The sequence below is a fragment of the Glycomyces dulcitolivorans genome (assembly GCF_003265355.1).
Taxonomy (GTDB): Bacteria; Actinomycetota; Actinomycetes; order Mycobacteriales; family Micromonosporaceae; genus Glycomyces; species Glycomyces dulcitolivorans.
The window spans coordinates 1-12,932 of the sequence record NZ_QFRW01000088.1 but is presented as its reverse complement, the minus strand read 5'-3'; the positions used below and the strand labels follow the sequence as shown (position 1 = coordinate 12,932).

The window sequence follows — 12,932 nt, the reverse complement described above, 5'->3', positions numbered from 1 at the left end:
GGTCGTGTCGAGGCTCGCTCGGGCCAACTAGGCGACTGAACGGACGACGGCCTGGCCGCGAACTTCGTTCGCGGCCAGGCCGATGTCGTACCCCACGGGCACACTTGCAGATCGGGGGCCCACCCCCAGGGCTTCCGCGGGGCTGCACGGTGCCCGGCGGCGGTGTTCGAATCGTTGGCGGGGGCGGTGTCGTACCCGCCGGGCATCCTTGTGAACCGGGGGCCCAACCCCGAGGCCCCGAGCGGTCTGCGGGGTGCCCGGCGGTCGCCGCGCTAGATGTGCGCTTCCGGGCGGAGGGCTTCGAGTTCCACCCACAGGTCCGCCGGGATCTCGACCGCGAGCAGGTCGAGGGTCTCCCTGATCCGCTCGGGGCGGGAGATTCCCACGACCGTCGAGTCGACCAGCGGGGACCGGGTGGAGAACTGGAGCGCCGCCGCCGCGAGCGGCACACCCGCGGCCTCGCACGCCTCGGCCATCGCCAGCGCGCTCGCGGCGAACGCCTCATCCCGCTCGCCGTAGCAGTACTTCGGCTGCTGCGCCGGGCCCTTCGCGAGCATCCCGCCGCCGTACGGGGCCGCGTTCAAGACACCAAGCCCCTTGTCCCTCGCGCCCTCGAACAGGCCCTGGGCCTCGCGGTTGAGCAGCGTGAACCGGTTGTGGTTCAAGACGACGTCGAATTCGCCGGTGTCCAGGTACCGCTGGGAGACCGCGACATCCCCGGAGGCGACCGCGAGGTGGTCGGCCACGCCGGAGTCGCGGATCGCCACGAGTGCTTCGAGGGCCCCGCCGGGGCCGAAGCCGTCTTGGTCAGCGGACATGAACTCGGGGTCGTGCAGGGCGAGGACCGGCACGTGGTCGATGCCCAGGCGCTCCAGGCTCTCCTCGACCGAGCGGCGCACACGCTCGCCCGAGTAGTCGCCCGTCACCGGGTCGGCGTCCACTTTGGTCTGGAGAATGAAGCCCTCGGGCAGGCCCCCGCGGCGGCGGACGGCCTCGCCGATGCGGCGTTCGGCCAGGCCGTCCTTGCCGTAGTTGTTGCCGGTGTCGAGGTAGTTCACCTCGCTGTCGAAGACCGCGAGGATCGTCTCGACCGCCCGCTCGTCGTCCACGTCGTACCCGTAGGTCTCGGTGAACCCGGCGATCGTGCTGGTGCCGATGCACAGCGGGGTGACTTCGAGTCCGGTCTTGCCGAGGGTGTTGCGCTGCATGCTCATCCGTTCGTTCTCAGGAAATCCGTCCCCGCGTTCAGGCGGGCGGGGTCGAGGGCGTGCTCGATGACCATGACGCCCGCGCCGATCGCGCCGCTCGACTCCCCGGTCCGGGCGGCGGCGATGCGCAGGTGCCTGGTGGCCAAGGGAAGCGAGCGCTGGTAGATGATCTCGCGGACACCCGCGATGAGGTGGTCGCCCGCGAGCGCGAGGGACCCGCCGATGACGATGATCGACGGGTTGAAGAAGTTGACGGCCCCGGCGAGGACCTCGCCGATGTCGCGCCCGGCCTGGCGCACGCGCCGCAGCGCGGGGACGGAACCGGAACGAGCGAGTTCGACCACGTCGAGCGATCCGCCCGCGGGAATGCCCTCGTCGGTGAGCCGGGCGGCGATGGCCGCGCCGGAGGCGACCGCTTCGAGGCAGCCGGTGTTGCCGCAGCGGCAGTGGGCGTCGTCGGCGCCGGCGACGCGGATGTGCCCCATGTCCCCGGCCGCGCCCTGCGCCCCGCGGTAGACCTGGCCGCCGACGATGATGCCGCAGCCGATGCCGGTGGCGGCCTTGATGAAGAGCAGGTGCTCGTACTCGGGCCAGGCGGTGAAGTGCTCGCCGAGGGCCATGATGTTCACGTCGTTGTCGACCAGGACCGGCACCGGGATGCGTTCGCGCACATAGGAGGGGACGTCGAAGCCGTCCCAGCCGGGCATGATCGGCGGGTTCACGGCGCGCCCGGTGGAGTGCTCGACGGGCCCGGGCAGGCCGATGCCGATGCCGAGGAGGTCGGCGGCGGGCCGGTCGACCTCGTCGAGGAGCTTGCGGCCGTGCTCGACGACCCAGTCGAGGACCGCCTTGGGGCCCAAGGCGATCTCCAGGTCGGCGTTGACGGCGGTGAGGACGGTCCCGGCGAGGTCGGTGACGGCGAGGCGCGCGTGGGTGGCGCCGAGGTCGGCGCCGAGGACGATCTTCGCGGCGGGGTTGAACGCGAACGTGGCGGGGGGCCGGCCGCCGGTGGAGGCGGTCTCGCCGCTGGGGGCGATGAGCCCGGCGGCCAGGAGCGCGTCGACGCGGCCGGTGACGGTGGAGCGCGCGAGGCCGGTGAGGGCCGACAGCTCGGACCTGGTGCGGGGCACGCCGTCCCGCAGCAGCTGAAGCAGGGTGCCGGCCCCGGCGGCGGCCGCTGGGGGCGGCCGGTGCCGCTCGGTCGAACCATCTGTCACAGGACTAGTGAACCACACGGGTTCGGTCGCACTCATGTCATAACTGTTTCATAACACGGACAACTTTTGCTTGTGATTCGTCATAAGTCTGCCTTACGGTCGTCATATGGCTCACGTCACGATCACTCGGCCGACGACCTACCGCGCCGCCGTCATCGGCACCGGCTTCATGGGGCGGGTGCACTCCCACGCCATCGCCGTCGCCGGCGGCACGGTCGCCGGGATCGCCGGCTCGACCCCCGAGCGGGCGCGGCGCGCCGCCCCCTCGCTGCGGGCCGAGGCGGTCTTCGACGACATCGGTGCGCTCATCGACGCCGCCGACGTCGTCCACGTCTGCGTCCCCAACCACCTCCACGCCCCGATCGCCTTGGCCGCCATCGCCGCCGGCAAGCACGTCGTGTGCGAGAAGCCCCTCGCCACCGACCTGGAGACGGCCCGCGCGATGACCGAGGCCGCCGCCGAGGCCGGCGTGGTCGCCACCGTCCCGTTCGTCTACCGCTTCCACCCGATGGTCCGCGAGGCCCGCGCCCGCGTCGCCGCCGGGAGCGTCGGGCGCCTCACCCTCGCCCACGGCTCCTACCTCCAGGACTGGCTCCTGCGGCCCGACGACGACAACTGGCGCGTCGACGCCGACAAGGGCGGGGCCCTGCGGGCCTTCGGCGATATCGGCTCCCACTGGTGCGACCTGCTCGAATTCGTCACCGGCGACCGCATCACCGCCGTCTCGGCGCAGCTGTCGACCGCGAACCGCCGCCGCGGCGGCCGCGACGTCTCCACCGAGGACATCGTGACGCTCCAGTTCGCCACCGCGGGCGGCATGATCGGCTCCACCGTCGTCAGCCAGGTCTCCGCCGGGCGCAAGAACCGGCTCCTCCTCGAAGTCTCCGGCACCGAGGCCACCCTCGCGTTCGACCAGGAGCGGCCCGAGACGCTGTGGATCGGCGGCCGCGAGATCAACGGCGTCCTCATGCGCGACCCCGAGCACCTCAGCGCCGACGCCGCCCGCCTCGCCCGCGTCCCCGGCGGCCACGCCCAGGGCTACCAGGACTGCTTCAACGCCTTCGTCGCCGACACCGGCGCGGCGATCGCGGGGAACGCCCCCGAGGGGCTGCCGGTGTTCGAGGACGGCCTGCGCGCCGCCCGCATCGCCGAGGCCGTCGCCGAGTCGGCCCGCACCAGGGACTGGGCGGAGGTGCCGTCATGACCGAAGTGCTCTCCATGCGCGGCATCGACAAGGCGTTCCTCGGCGTCCCCGTGCTCTCCTCAGTGGACCTCACGATGAACCAGGGGGAGGTCCACGCACTGGTGGGGGAGAACGGCGCCGGCAAGTCCACGCTCATGAAGATCCTCGCCGGCGTCCACACCGCCGACGCCGGCACCATCGAGCTGGGCGGCCGCGCCGTCTCCTTCACCCACCCCCTCCAGGCCCAGCACGCCGGGGTCGCCTCGGTGTTCCAGGAGTTCAACCTCCTGCCCGAGCTCACCGTCGCCGAGAACGTCCACCTCGGCCGCGAACCCAAGCGGCGCGGCCTCATCGACCGCCGCGCGATGATCGACTCCACCGCCGAGACCCTCGCCGACCTCGGCGTCGACGACCTCGCCCCCACCGCGAACGTCGGCCGGCTCTCCGTCGCCCACCAGCAGATCACCGAGATCGCCAAGGCCCTCTCCCAAGGGGCCGACCTCATCTGCATGGACGAGCCGACGGCCGCGCTCGCCGACGCCGAGGTCGAACTCCTCTACCGCCTCATCGGCCGCCTGCGCGAGCGCGGCACCGCCGTCCTCTACGTCTCCCACCGGCTCAAGGAGATCTTCGACCTGTGCGACCGGATCACCGTCCTCAAGGACGGCCGCCTGGTCGACTCCGTCGCCACCGCCGACATCACCCCTGACGACCTCGTCGCCAAGATGGTCGGGCGCCGCATCGAGGCCCAGTTCCCCGCACGCCTGCCCGGCACCGAGACCGGTGGGACGCGATTGAAGATCACCGGCGGCGGCAACGACTTCGTCGACTCGATCGACCTCGACGTGCGCGCCGGCGAGATCGTCGGCCTCGCGGGCCTGCAGGGCTCGGGCCGCACCGAGATCGCCGAAGCCGTCTTCGGCATCGCCCCCTTCACCAGGGGCACCGTCGAAGTCGACGGCACCCCCATCCGGATCACCCGCCCCCGCAAGGCCATCGGCGCCGGGATCGCCCTCGTCACCGAGGACCGCAAGGCCCAGGGTCTGGCCCTGTGGCAGTCGGTGCGCGCCAACGCCCGCATGGTCCTCGACGCGAACGCCCGCGTCCACTCCCGCCGCCGCCTCGCCCGCGTCTCCGGGCTCCTGGCCAGCCTCGACCTCGTCGCCCGCGGCGAGGACCAGGAGGTCCGGTTCCTCTCCGGCGGCAACCAGCAGAAGGTCGTCGTCGCCAAGTGGCTCGCGGCCGAGCCCGGGATCATCGTCCTCGACGAGCCCACCCGCGGGATCGACGTGGGCGCCAAGCACAAGCTCTACTCCGTCGTCCGCGAACTCGCCGCCGAAGGGCTCGCGGTCCTCCTCATCGCCTCCGAGCTCATCGAGGTCATCGGCCTCGCCGACCGGATCGTGGTCCTCCACGACGGCCGCATCGCCGGCGAGCTCCCCGGCGGCGCCACCGAGCAGCAGGTCATGGCCTACGCGACCGGAAGGGGCCCGGAATGACCCAGCGCCTCCACAAGCCCCGCCTCGGCACCACCGCCCTCATCTACCTCGCGCTCGCGGGCGTCCTCGCGGCCGGCGGCATCGCCGTCGCGGTCGACGGCGGGAACCTGTTCGCCACCGCGAACCTCGTCGACATGCTCACCCGCACCAGCCTCACCGGGTTCCTCGCCATCGGCATGACCCTGGTGATCCTGTGCCGGTCCCTGGACCTGTCGGTCGGCTACACGGCCGCGCTCTCCAGCCTCGTCGCGGCGACCACCATGGACGGACAGGTCGCGAACGTCCCGCTGGCGATCGGCGCGGTCCTCCTCGTGTCCGGGCTCATCGGGGCGTTCAACGGCGCCGTCACCGCCTACCTCGGCGTGAACCCGTTCATCACCACCCTCGGGACCGGCCTGATCATCAAGGGCTACCTCGACACCCAGTACAAGGGCCCGGCCGGGGACGTGCCCGTGATGTTCCAGCAGTTCGGGTACACGCGCATCGGCCCCGTCCCGGTCTCCACCGTGGTCATGCTCGCCGTCGCGGCGGCCGCGATCTGGTTCCTGCGCTCGACCCGCACCGGCCACCACATGTACGCCGTCGGCGGGGACGTCGACGTCGCGCGCATGTCCGGCATCCGCACCGGCCGCACGCTCCTGGCCGCCCACGTCCTGTGCGGCATGACCGCGGGGGTCGCGGGCCTGCTCCTGGCCTCGCGCTTCGGGACGGGCTCGGCCACGGCCTACACGAGCCTCTACGAGCTCGACGCGATCGCCGCGGTCGTCCTGGGCGGCACGCTGCTCCTGGGCGGCAAGGGCGGCGTCGCCGGAACCGTTGCGGGCGTGGCGATCCTCGCCGTCCTCGACACGGTCTTCAACGTCCTCCAGATCGACCCGTTCGCGAAGGACGTCCTGCGCGGCGTCGTCATCATCGCGGCCGTCGCGATCTACGCCCGCCGCCAACTGGACCGCACGGCCCGCCGGCCCAGGTTCGCCGAAGGGAGGGCGTCATGACCCGCGTCCGGGACCTGCTGCTGCGCGCGACGAACCCCACCGCCACGGTCTTCGTCCTGCTCGTCCTCGTCTTCGCCGGCGTGTTCGCGATGAACCCCGGCTTCTTCGAGGGCCCCTCCCTCATGGCCTTCCTCAAGCAGGCCGCGCCCCTGGTGATCCTCGCCGCCGGGCAGTACTTCGTGATCGTCTCGGGCAATTTCGACCTGTCCGTGGGCGCGCTCGTCGGCGCGCAGGTCGTCATCGCCGCGCGCCTCATCGACGGCGAGGAGTCCCGCACGCTCCCGGTCATGATCGTCATGGTGCTCTTCGGGATCGGCGTCGGCCTCGTCAACGGGCTGATCACGACCGCGCTCAAGGTCCAGTCGTTCATCACCACGCTCGGGATGCTCATGGTCCTGTACGGCGCGATCCGGCTGTGGACCGGCGGTGCCCCCACCGGGAGCCTCTCGGAGTCCTTCCGCGTGTTCGGCCGCATGGGGATCGAGGACGTGCCCGTCCTCGGCCAGATCCCGTGGGCGCTGCTCATCATGATCGCCGTCGGCGCCGGATCGGTCCTCTTGATGCGCACCCGCTTCGGGCGCATCCTCATGGCCGCGGGCGACAACGAGCGCGCCGCGGCCCTCTCGGGCGCCCGCGTCGACACCGCCCGCACCATCGCGTTCGTCCTCTCAGGACTGTCGGCGACGATCGCGGGCATCCTCATCGGCGGGTTCGCCGGCGTCAGCGCCCAGGTCGGCGACGGCCTGGAGTTCACCGTCATCACCGCGGTCGTGCTCGGCGGCGTCGTCCTCGGCGGCGGCCGCGGCTCCGTGCTCGCCGCCATGGCCGGGGCCCTCGTCATCGAGGCCCTTTTCACCCTGTTCAACCAGATGGCCCTCCCGGCGACGCTCCGGCCCGCCGTGCAGGGCGCCATCATCATCGCCGCCGTCGCCTACGCGGCGCGCCGGCGCACCCGACCCGTTCCGACCGCCACCGCAACTCCCTCATGAAAAGAAGGTCAAGCACCATGCGGACAACCCGTATAGCCGCAGCCGCCGCAGCAGCCCTCGGCATCCTGCTCGCGACCGCCTGCACCACCGACGCACCCACCGAAGAGGCCGACGACACCGCCACCGAGACCGAATCGGGCGACGAGTGGTTCGTGCAGGCCGACTACGACGAGCAGCTCGCCCAGCGCGACATCGAGCCCGAAGGCGACCCGAACACGCCGTGGCTGCAGGCGATCGAGCCCGAATGGGTCGACACGGCCGCGTTCGCGCAGGAGGGCGGCGACGCCACCGTCTGCTTCTCGAACGCCTCGGTCTCCAACCCGTGGCGCGTGACCGGCTGGATCACCATGCAGCAGCAGGTCGCGGTCCTCCAGGAGTCGGGCCAGATCGGCGAGTTCCGCCACTCCGACGCCGGGGACGACGACGACCAGCAGATCAGCGACATCCAGGCGTTCGTCGACTCCGGCGACTGCGACGCGCTCATCATCTCCCCGTCGACCACCGCGACCCTCACGCCCGCAGTGGAAGCCGCGTGCGAATCCGGCGTCCCGGTGATCATCTTCGACCGCGGCGTCAACACCGACTGCGCCGTCACCTTCATCCACCCGATCGGCGGCTACGCCTTCGGCGCCGACGCCGCCGAGTTCCTCGTCGACGAGCTCGAACCGGGCTCCACCGTGCTCGCCCTGCGCATCCTCCCGGGCGTCGACGTCCTGGAGAACCGCTGGGCCGCAGCGGAGGAGATCTTCGCCGACTCGGAGCTGGAGATCCTCGGCAACGAGTTCACCGGCGGCGACGCCGCGGAGATCAAGAACATCGTCACGCAGTACCTCCAGCGCGGCGACGTCGACGGGATCTGGATGGACGCCGGCGACGGCGCCGTCGCGGCCATCGAGGCGTTCGAGGACGCCGGCGCGCCCTACCCGGTCATGACCGGCGAGGACGAGCTGTCGTTCATGCGCAAGTGGCAGGAGACCGGCATGACCGCGCTCGCGCCCGTGTACTCGAACTTCCAGTGGCGCACCCCGGTGATCGCCGCGACGATGATCCTCGCGGGCGAGCAGGTCCCGGCCGAGTGGGTCCTCCCGCAGGACCCGATCACCGAGGCCGAGCGCGACCAGTACCTGGAGGTCAACGCCGACATGCCCTCGCTGCACTACGCCAAGTTCGGCGGCGAGGACCTGCCCGGGTTCCCCGACGCCTGGCAGGACCGTTGAGCCCCATAGGCGTCAACACCTGGGTCTGGGCCTCGCCGCTGGACGACGAGGCCCTGGCCCGGCTCGCGCCGCGCGTGCGGGACTGGGGGTTCGACGTGATCGAGCTCCCGGTCGAGTCCCCCGGTGACTGGGACGCCGCGCGCGCAGCCGCGCTCCTCGACCGCCTCGGCCTGGCCGCGACGGTGGTCCTGGTGATGGGCCCGGGACGCGAACTCGTCTCGGCCCCAAGCAAAACGATCGCCTCGACGCAGGCGTACCTGCGCAGCGTCGTGGACGCGGCCGTCGCCGTCGGGTCCCCCGTGATCGCCGGTCCGGCCTACACGTCCGTGGGCCGCACCTGGCGCATCGACGACCGCCCGGCGGCGTACGAGGAGCTGCGGGCGAACCTCCGGCCCGTCGCCGAGTACGCCGCCGCGCGCGGTGTCACGATCGCGGTGGAGCCGCTCAACCGCTACGAGACGAGCCTGCTCAACACCGTGGACCAGACCCTCGAAGCGCTCGACGGCCTGCCCGGGGTCGGGCTCGCCCTGGACGTCTACCACATGAACATCGAGGAAACCGACATTCCCGCCGCGATCGCAAGGGCCGCAGGGAGAATCGCGCACGTGCAGGTCTCGGCCAACGACCGGGGCGCCCCGGGCGCAGACCACCTCGACTGGCCCGCGATCCTGCATGCGCTCGACGGGGCCGGGTACTCCGGACCCCTTGTCATCGAGTCGTTCACGACGCACAATGCGACGATCGCCACCGCGGCCTCGATCTGGCGTCCGCTGGCGCCGACCCAGGACGCCATCGCCGTCGACGGCCTGACCTACCTGAGGAGCCTGCATGCCTAGACCGATCACGCTGTTCACCGGCCAGTGGGCGGACCTGCCGTTCGACGAGGTGTGCCGCCTGGCGGCCTCGTGGGGCTACGACGGGCTCGAAGTGGCCTGCTGGGGCGACCACCTCGACGTGCGCCGCGCCGCCGAGGACGACGACTACGTCGCCGAGCGCAAGGGCATCCTCGAATCCCACGGCCTGGGCCTGTGGGCGATCTCGAACCACCTTGTCGGCCAGGCGGTCTGCGACGACCCGATCGACGAGCGCCACAAGGCGATCGTCTCCGCGCACGTGTGGGGCGACGGCGACCCCGAAGGGGTCCGGCAGCGGGCCGCCGAGGAGATGAAGGCGACCGCGCGGGCCGCGGCGAAGCTCGGCGTCGGCACGGTCATCGGCTTCACCGGCTCGGCCGTGTGGAAGTACGTGGCGATGTTCCCGCCCGTGTCCGAAGCGGTGATCGAGGCCGGGTACGACGACTTCGCCTCGCGCTGGAACCCGATCCTCGACGTGTTCGATGCAGAAGGCGTCCGCTTCGCGCACGAGGTGCACCCCTCGGAGATCGCCTACGACTACTGGTCGACGCACCGCGCGCTCGAAGCGGTCGGGCACCGGACCGCGTTCGGGCTCAACTGGGACCCGAGCCACATGGTGTGGCAGGACATCGACCCGGCCGCGTTCCTGTGGGACTTCCGGGACCGGATCTACCACGTGGACTGCAAGGACACCCGGCGCCGCTTCGACGGCCGCAACGGCCGGCTCGGCTCGCACCTGCCGTGGGGCGACCCGCGGCGCGGCTGGGACTTCGTGTCCACCGGCCACGGCGACGTGCCGTGGGAGGACTGCTTCCGCGTCCTGGGCCGCATCGGCTACGCCGGGCCGATCTCGGTCGAGTGGGAGGACGCCGGCATGGACCGCCTCCGTGGGGCCGCCGAGGCCGTGGAGTTCGTGCGCGGCTTGAACTTCGACCCGCCGACGGCGTCCTTCGACGCCGCGTTCGGCTCCGACTAGCGGGGAGCCCGGGCCGCCCCCGTAGGGCGGCCCGGGCGGGTTCCCCAGTGGTGTCAGGCGAAGGAGAACAGCGGCGGGACGATGAGGACCACGGCCGCGGCCCAGGCCGCGTAGACCGGCATGTAGTCCGTCTGCCACTGCTCCAGCTGCGCGAACCGCTTGCGGCGCCGCAGGATCGCGAAGTACAGCCACGCCGTCCACGCCAGGTTCACGAACAGGATGAGGTTCTCGCCGAGCGCGGCGCTCTTGTTCGGCGTGAATCCCCACTCGGTGATGCGCCCGAGGATCGCGACGAGCACCAGGACGTCGATGAGCAGGGCGCTGACGACGAGCGCGAGCTGCATCCAGTCGAACGCCCCCGGTTTCGCGGCGGCGTCGCGCGCCGAGATCGAGTAGAGCACCAGGCCGAGGACGACGACCAGGAGCAGGTCGAACAGGATGAGCATGTCCCGCTCGACGTCGATCGCGTTGGTGGTCACGCCGATCGCGACGAGCGCGGCCACGAGCGTGAGCGCGAACAGCGGCGTGAACACCCGCGTGAGCACCGGCGCCATGTTCTCGATGACGCTCTGCTTCGCCTCGACGAGCCACGCGGCGACGACCACCGCGGCGGCCGCGCCGCAGGGGACCAGCCACTCCGAGATGAACACCTCGGCGTCGACGTCGATGGCGCCGAACACGCCCGCGGTGAACGCGGTGAGCACGCCGCCGCCCATGTCGATGAGCACGAAGTAGATGAACCACTCGCCGGTGAACCTGATGAAGTCCATGCGCTTGGGCCCCGAGCGCCACTCGCCGCCCATGTAGGCGAGGCCGATGACGAACCACAGCGCCAGCGGCAGGTGGATCGCCGAGAGCACGATCGACTGCGAGTCGGTGTCCACCGGGTACGCGTTCACCGCGACCGCGCCGACCGCGAAGAGCCCTGCGATCACCGCGATCATGACCGCGCCCAGCCTTCGGCGCCACGCGAAGTAGACCGCGAGCGGCGCGAGGACCAGGAGCCCGGTGTTGCGGACGTAGAACTCCTCGCTGTCGTCGAAACCGAGCCCAAACAGGGCCGGGAGCTTGATCGCGAGCACTCCCAGTGCGGCGCAGACGATCATGACGACCAGGTCGCGCCGCGGCGCGGCGTCCGCGGACTCCTTCGCCTCGGGTTCGAGGACCAGCTGCTTCCACAGCCGGTCGGAGTGCTCGCGGGCGAACTCGCGGGAGAGCTCGTCCATGCGGCCCATGCGCTTGACGGCGATGAGGAACGCCTCGTCGGGATTGAGCCCCGACTCGGTCAGGTCGCCCACCCGCTCGCGCAGGTGGTCTTCGAGCTCGTCGACGTCGGCTTCGCTGATCGCCTTGCGGCGCAGCATGTACGACCGCCATTCGGCGATCTGCGCTTCGAGTTCGGTGTCGGTGCCGGTCATGTCAGGCCTCCAATGCCGGGGGAGGTACGGGTCCGAGGGCTCGGGTGGCCTTCCAGACGTCCTGGAGCGCGTCGGTGACGGCGGCCCACTGCCGGCGCTGCTCGGCAAGCTCGCGCAGGCCGTCCTCGGTGATGGCGTAGTACTTGCGGCGGCGGCCGCCCTCGGGCGTGCGCCAGGACGACTCGACGTGGCCGAGCCGTTCGAGCCGGTGCAGGAGCGGGTAGAGCAGGCCCTCGGTCCACTCCAGGCGGCCGCCGGAGCGGTCGCTGATCTCCTTGAGGATCGCGTACCCGTAGCTCTCCTCCTCGGCGAGGATGCCGAGCACGAGGGGGGTGGCCGAGGCCGCCACGAGGTCTTTTGCGATGTGCATGAGGGGAGCGCCTCCTTTACCTAGATCTGCTATGCCTTGCTGTTCTATGCATCGTAGATCTAGGGTTCCGGGATTGTCAACCGGGCGGCCCCTCCCCGGTGGGTCATAGACTCGTCGCGTGGACTTCGCAGACGACCCCCAGGTGCTCCTCGACCGCGTCAAGTCGCTCGGCGCGGGCGGGCGGGTGCTCATCGGCATCGCCGGGTGCCCGGGCGCGGGCAAGACGACCGCGGCCGCGTGGCTCGCGCGCACGCTCGACGCGGGCGGGACGCCCGCGGTGCAGGTCCCGATGGACGGCTTCCACCTCGCGAACGCCGAGCTCGTGCGGCTGGGGCGGCGCGGGCGCAAGGGCGCGATCGACACGTTCGACGGCCACGGCTACCGGGCGCTCCTCGAACGCCTCGCGGCCGACCGCGGAGCGGTCGTCTACGCGCCCGAGTACGACCGGCGGGTGGAGGAGCCGGTGGCCGGCTCGATCGCGGTCCCGCCCGAGGCGGAGGTGGTCGTGACCGAGGGGAACTACCTGCTGGACGAGTCCGGCCCGTGGCCGCGGGTGCGGGCGGCGCTCACGGAGGTCTGGTACTGCGAGACCCCGGAGCCGCTGCGGTTGGAGCGGCTCATCGCGCGCCACGAGCGCTTCGGCAAGTCCCCGGAGCTGGCGAGGAGCTGGGTCGCGGAGGTCGACGAGCGCAACGCGGAGCGGATTCGGGCCGCGCGCCACCGCGCGGATCTGACGATCGACTTCGAGGCGCTCGGCATCGGTCACCCCTAGTACCACTGCGCGAAGCGGGAACCACCGCACCCTTCGACGTATATTCATGGCATGCCGCCACTCGACGCCTCCGCTCTCCGGGTCGGGGTGCTGGGGCCGCTCGCGGTCGCGACCGCAGACGGGCCCGTCGAGGTCGCCGGGGCCCGGTTGCGGGCGCTACTCACGAGGCTCGCGCGCAGCGCCGGGCGCCCCGTCGGCCCCGAGTCGCTCGCCGCCGCCGTCTGGCCCGAGGAC

The 12,932-nt window shown here is 71.6% G+C and carries 12 protein-coding genes and 1 pseudogene; 9 read left to right on the top strand and 4 right to left on the bottom strand.

All coding sequences use genetic code 11. From position 1 onward, the window contains the following. Nucleotides 1-272: 272 nt before the first annotated feature. Together DI269_RS09885 and DI269_RS09880 are read right to left on the bottom strand one after the other, a co-directional pair. Entirely contained in the window at nt 273-1,214 is a 942-nt protein-coding gene (locus tag DI269_RS09885; protein ID WP_198667300.1) for an aldo/keto reductase, read from the bottom strand. Beyond that, nucleotides 1,211-2,461: an ROK family transcriptional regulator gene (locus DI269_RS09880; RefSeq protein WP_112135241.1), complete on the bottom strand. Its 1,251-nt coding sequence runs from the start codon at nt 2,459-2,461 to the stop codon at nt 1,211-1,213. The genes DI269_RS09885 and DI269_RS09880 overlap by 4 nt, the downstream gene beginning before the upstream one ends. Nucleotides 2,462-2,531: 70 nt before the next feature. Between DI269_RS09880 and DI269_RS09875 the strand changes: the two genes are divergently transcribed. Genes DI269_RS09875 through DI269_RS09845 form a run of 7 tightly spaced genes read left to right on the top strand, consistent with a single transcriptional unit; the run spans nt 2,532 to nt 10,138 of the window. Beyond that, nucleotides 2,532-3,629, top strand: a complete 1,098-nt coding sequence (locus DI269_RS09875; protein WP_112135239.1) for a Gfo/Idh/MocA family protein — start codon at nt 2,532-2,534, stop codon at nt 3,627-3,629. After that, complete coding sequence (locus DI269_RS09870) at nt 3,626-5,107, top strand: sugar ABC transporter ATP-binding protein (RefSeq protein WP_112135237.1); 1,482 nt, start codon at nt 3,626-3,628, stop codon at nt 5,105-5,107. Before DI269_RS09875 ends, DI269_RS09870 begins: the two co-directional genes overlap by 4 nt. Then, a complete protein-coding gene (locus tag DI269_RS09865) occupies nt 5,104-6,102 on the top strand; it encodes an ABC transporter permease (protein ID WP_112135235.1) in 999 nt (332 codons plus the stop codon). Before DI269_RS09870 ends, DI269_RS09865 begins: the two co-directional genes overlap by 4 nt. Next, complete coding sequence (locus DI269_RS09860) at nt 6,099-7,091, top strand: ABC transporter permease (RefSeq protein ID WP_112135233.1); 993 nt, start codon at nt 6,099-6,101, stop codon at nt 7,089-7,091. Before DI269_RS09865 ends, DI269_RS09860 begins: the two co-directional genes overlap by 4 nt. A gap of 17 nt (nt 7,092-7,108) precedes the next feature. Then, nucleotides 7,109-8,308: a substrate-binding domain-containing protein gene (locus DI269_RS09855; RefSeq protein WP_112135231.1), complete on the top strand. Its 1,200-nt coding sequence runs from the start codon at nt 7,109-7,111 to the stop codon at nt 8,306-8,308. Further along, entirely contained in the window at nt 8,305-9,144 is an 840-nt protein-coding gene (locus DI269_RS09850; RefSeq protein ID WP_112135228.1) for a sugar phosphate isomerase/epimerase family protein, read from the top strand. The genes DI269_RS09855 and DI269_RS09850 overlap by 4 nt, the downstream gene beginning before the upstream one ends. Then, nucleotides 9,137-10,138, top strand: a complete 1,002-nt coding sequence (locus DI269_RS09845) for a sugar phosphate isomerase/epimerase family protein (RefSeq protein ID WP_112135226.1) — start codon at nt 9,137-9,139, stop codon at nt 10,136-10,138. The genes DI269_RS09850 and DI269_RS09845 overlap by 8 nt, the downstream gene beginning before the upstream one ends. A 53-nt stretch (nt 10,139-10,191) precedes the next feature. Here the strand turns inward: DI269_RS09845 and DI269_RS09840 are convergent, their stop codons facing one another. Together DI269_RS09840 and DI269_RS09835 are read right to left on the bottom strand one after the other, a co-directional pair. Continuing rightward, nucleotides 10,192-11,556, bottom strand: coding sequence for a permease prefix domain 1-containing protein (locus tag DI269_RS09840; protein WP_112135223.1), 1,365 nt, complete (start codon nt 11,554-11,556; stop codon nt 10,192-10,194). A 1-nt stretch (nt 11,557) separates the two neighbouring features. After that, complete coding sequence (locus DI269_RS09835; protein ID WP_112135220.1) at nt 11,558-11,926, bottom strand: PadR family transcriptional regulator; 369 nt, start codon at nt 11,924-11,926, stop codon at nt 11,558-11,560. Between the two features lie 118 nt (nt 11,927-12,044). On the opposite strand from DI269_RS09835, the gene DI269_RS09830 reads away from it, so the two are divergent. Both DI269_RS09830 and DI269_RS09825 read left to right on the top strand, forming a co-directional pair. Continuing rightward, nucleotides 12,045-12,698, top strand: a complete 654-nt coding sequence (locus tag DI269_RS09830) for a nucleoside/nucleotide kinase family protein (protein ID WP_232822688.1) — start codon at nt 12,045-12,047, stop codon at nt 12,696-12,698. A 51-nt stretch (nt 12,699-12,749) separates the two neighbouring features. Then, nucleotides 12,750-12,932, top strand: a pseudogene (locus tag DI269_RS09825) (hypothetical protein); the annotation flags it as partial.

Coding starts and splice junctions, on each gene's coding strand:
- DI269_RS09870 (WP_112135237.1), top strand. CDS start 3,626: ATGACCGAAGTGCTCTCCATGCGCGGCATCGACAAGGCGTTCCTCGGC.
- DI269_RS09835 (WP_112135220.1), bottom strand. CDS start 11,926: ATGCACATCGCAAAAGACCTCGTGGCGGCCTCGGCCACCCCCCTCGTG.
- DI269_RS09875 (WP_112135239.1), top strand. CDS start 2,532: ATGGCTCACGTCACGATCACTCGGCCGACGACCTACCGCGCCGCCGTC.
- DI269_RS09885 (WP_198667300.1), bottom strand. CDS start 1,214: ATGAGCATGCAGCGCAACACCCTCGGCAAGACCGGACTCGAAGTCACC.
- DI269_RS09860 (WP_112135233.1), top strand. CDS start 6,099: ATGACCCGCGTCCGGGACCTGCTGCTGCGCGCGACGAACCCCACCGCC.
- DI269_RS09855 (WP_112135231.1), top strand. CDS start 7,109: ATGCGGACAACCCGTATAGCCGCAGCCGCCGCAGCAGCCCTCGGCATC.
- DI269_RS09880 (WP_112135241.1), bottom strand. CDS start 2,461: ATGAGTGCGACCGAACCCGTGTGGTTCACTAGTCCTGTGACAGATGGT.
- DI269_RS09845 (WP_112135226.1), top strand. CDS start 9,137: ATGCCTAGACCGATCACGCTGTTCACCGGCCAGTGGGCGGACCTGCCG.
- DI269_RS09840 (WP_112135223.1), bottom strand. CDS start 11,556: ATGACCGGCACCGACACCGAACTCGAAGCGCAGATCGCCGAATGGCGG.
- DI269_RS09865 (WP_112135235.1), top strand. CDS start 5,104: ATGACCCAGCGCCTCCACAAGCCCCGCCTCGGCACCACCGCCCTCATC.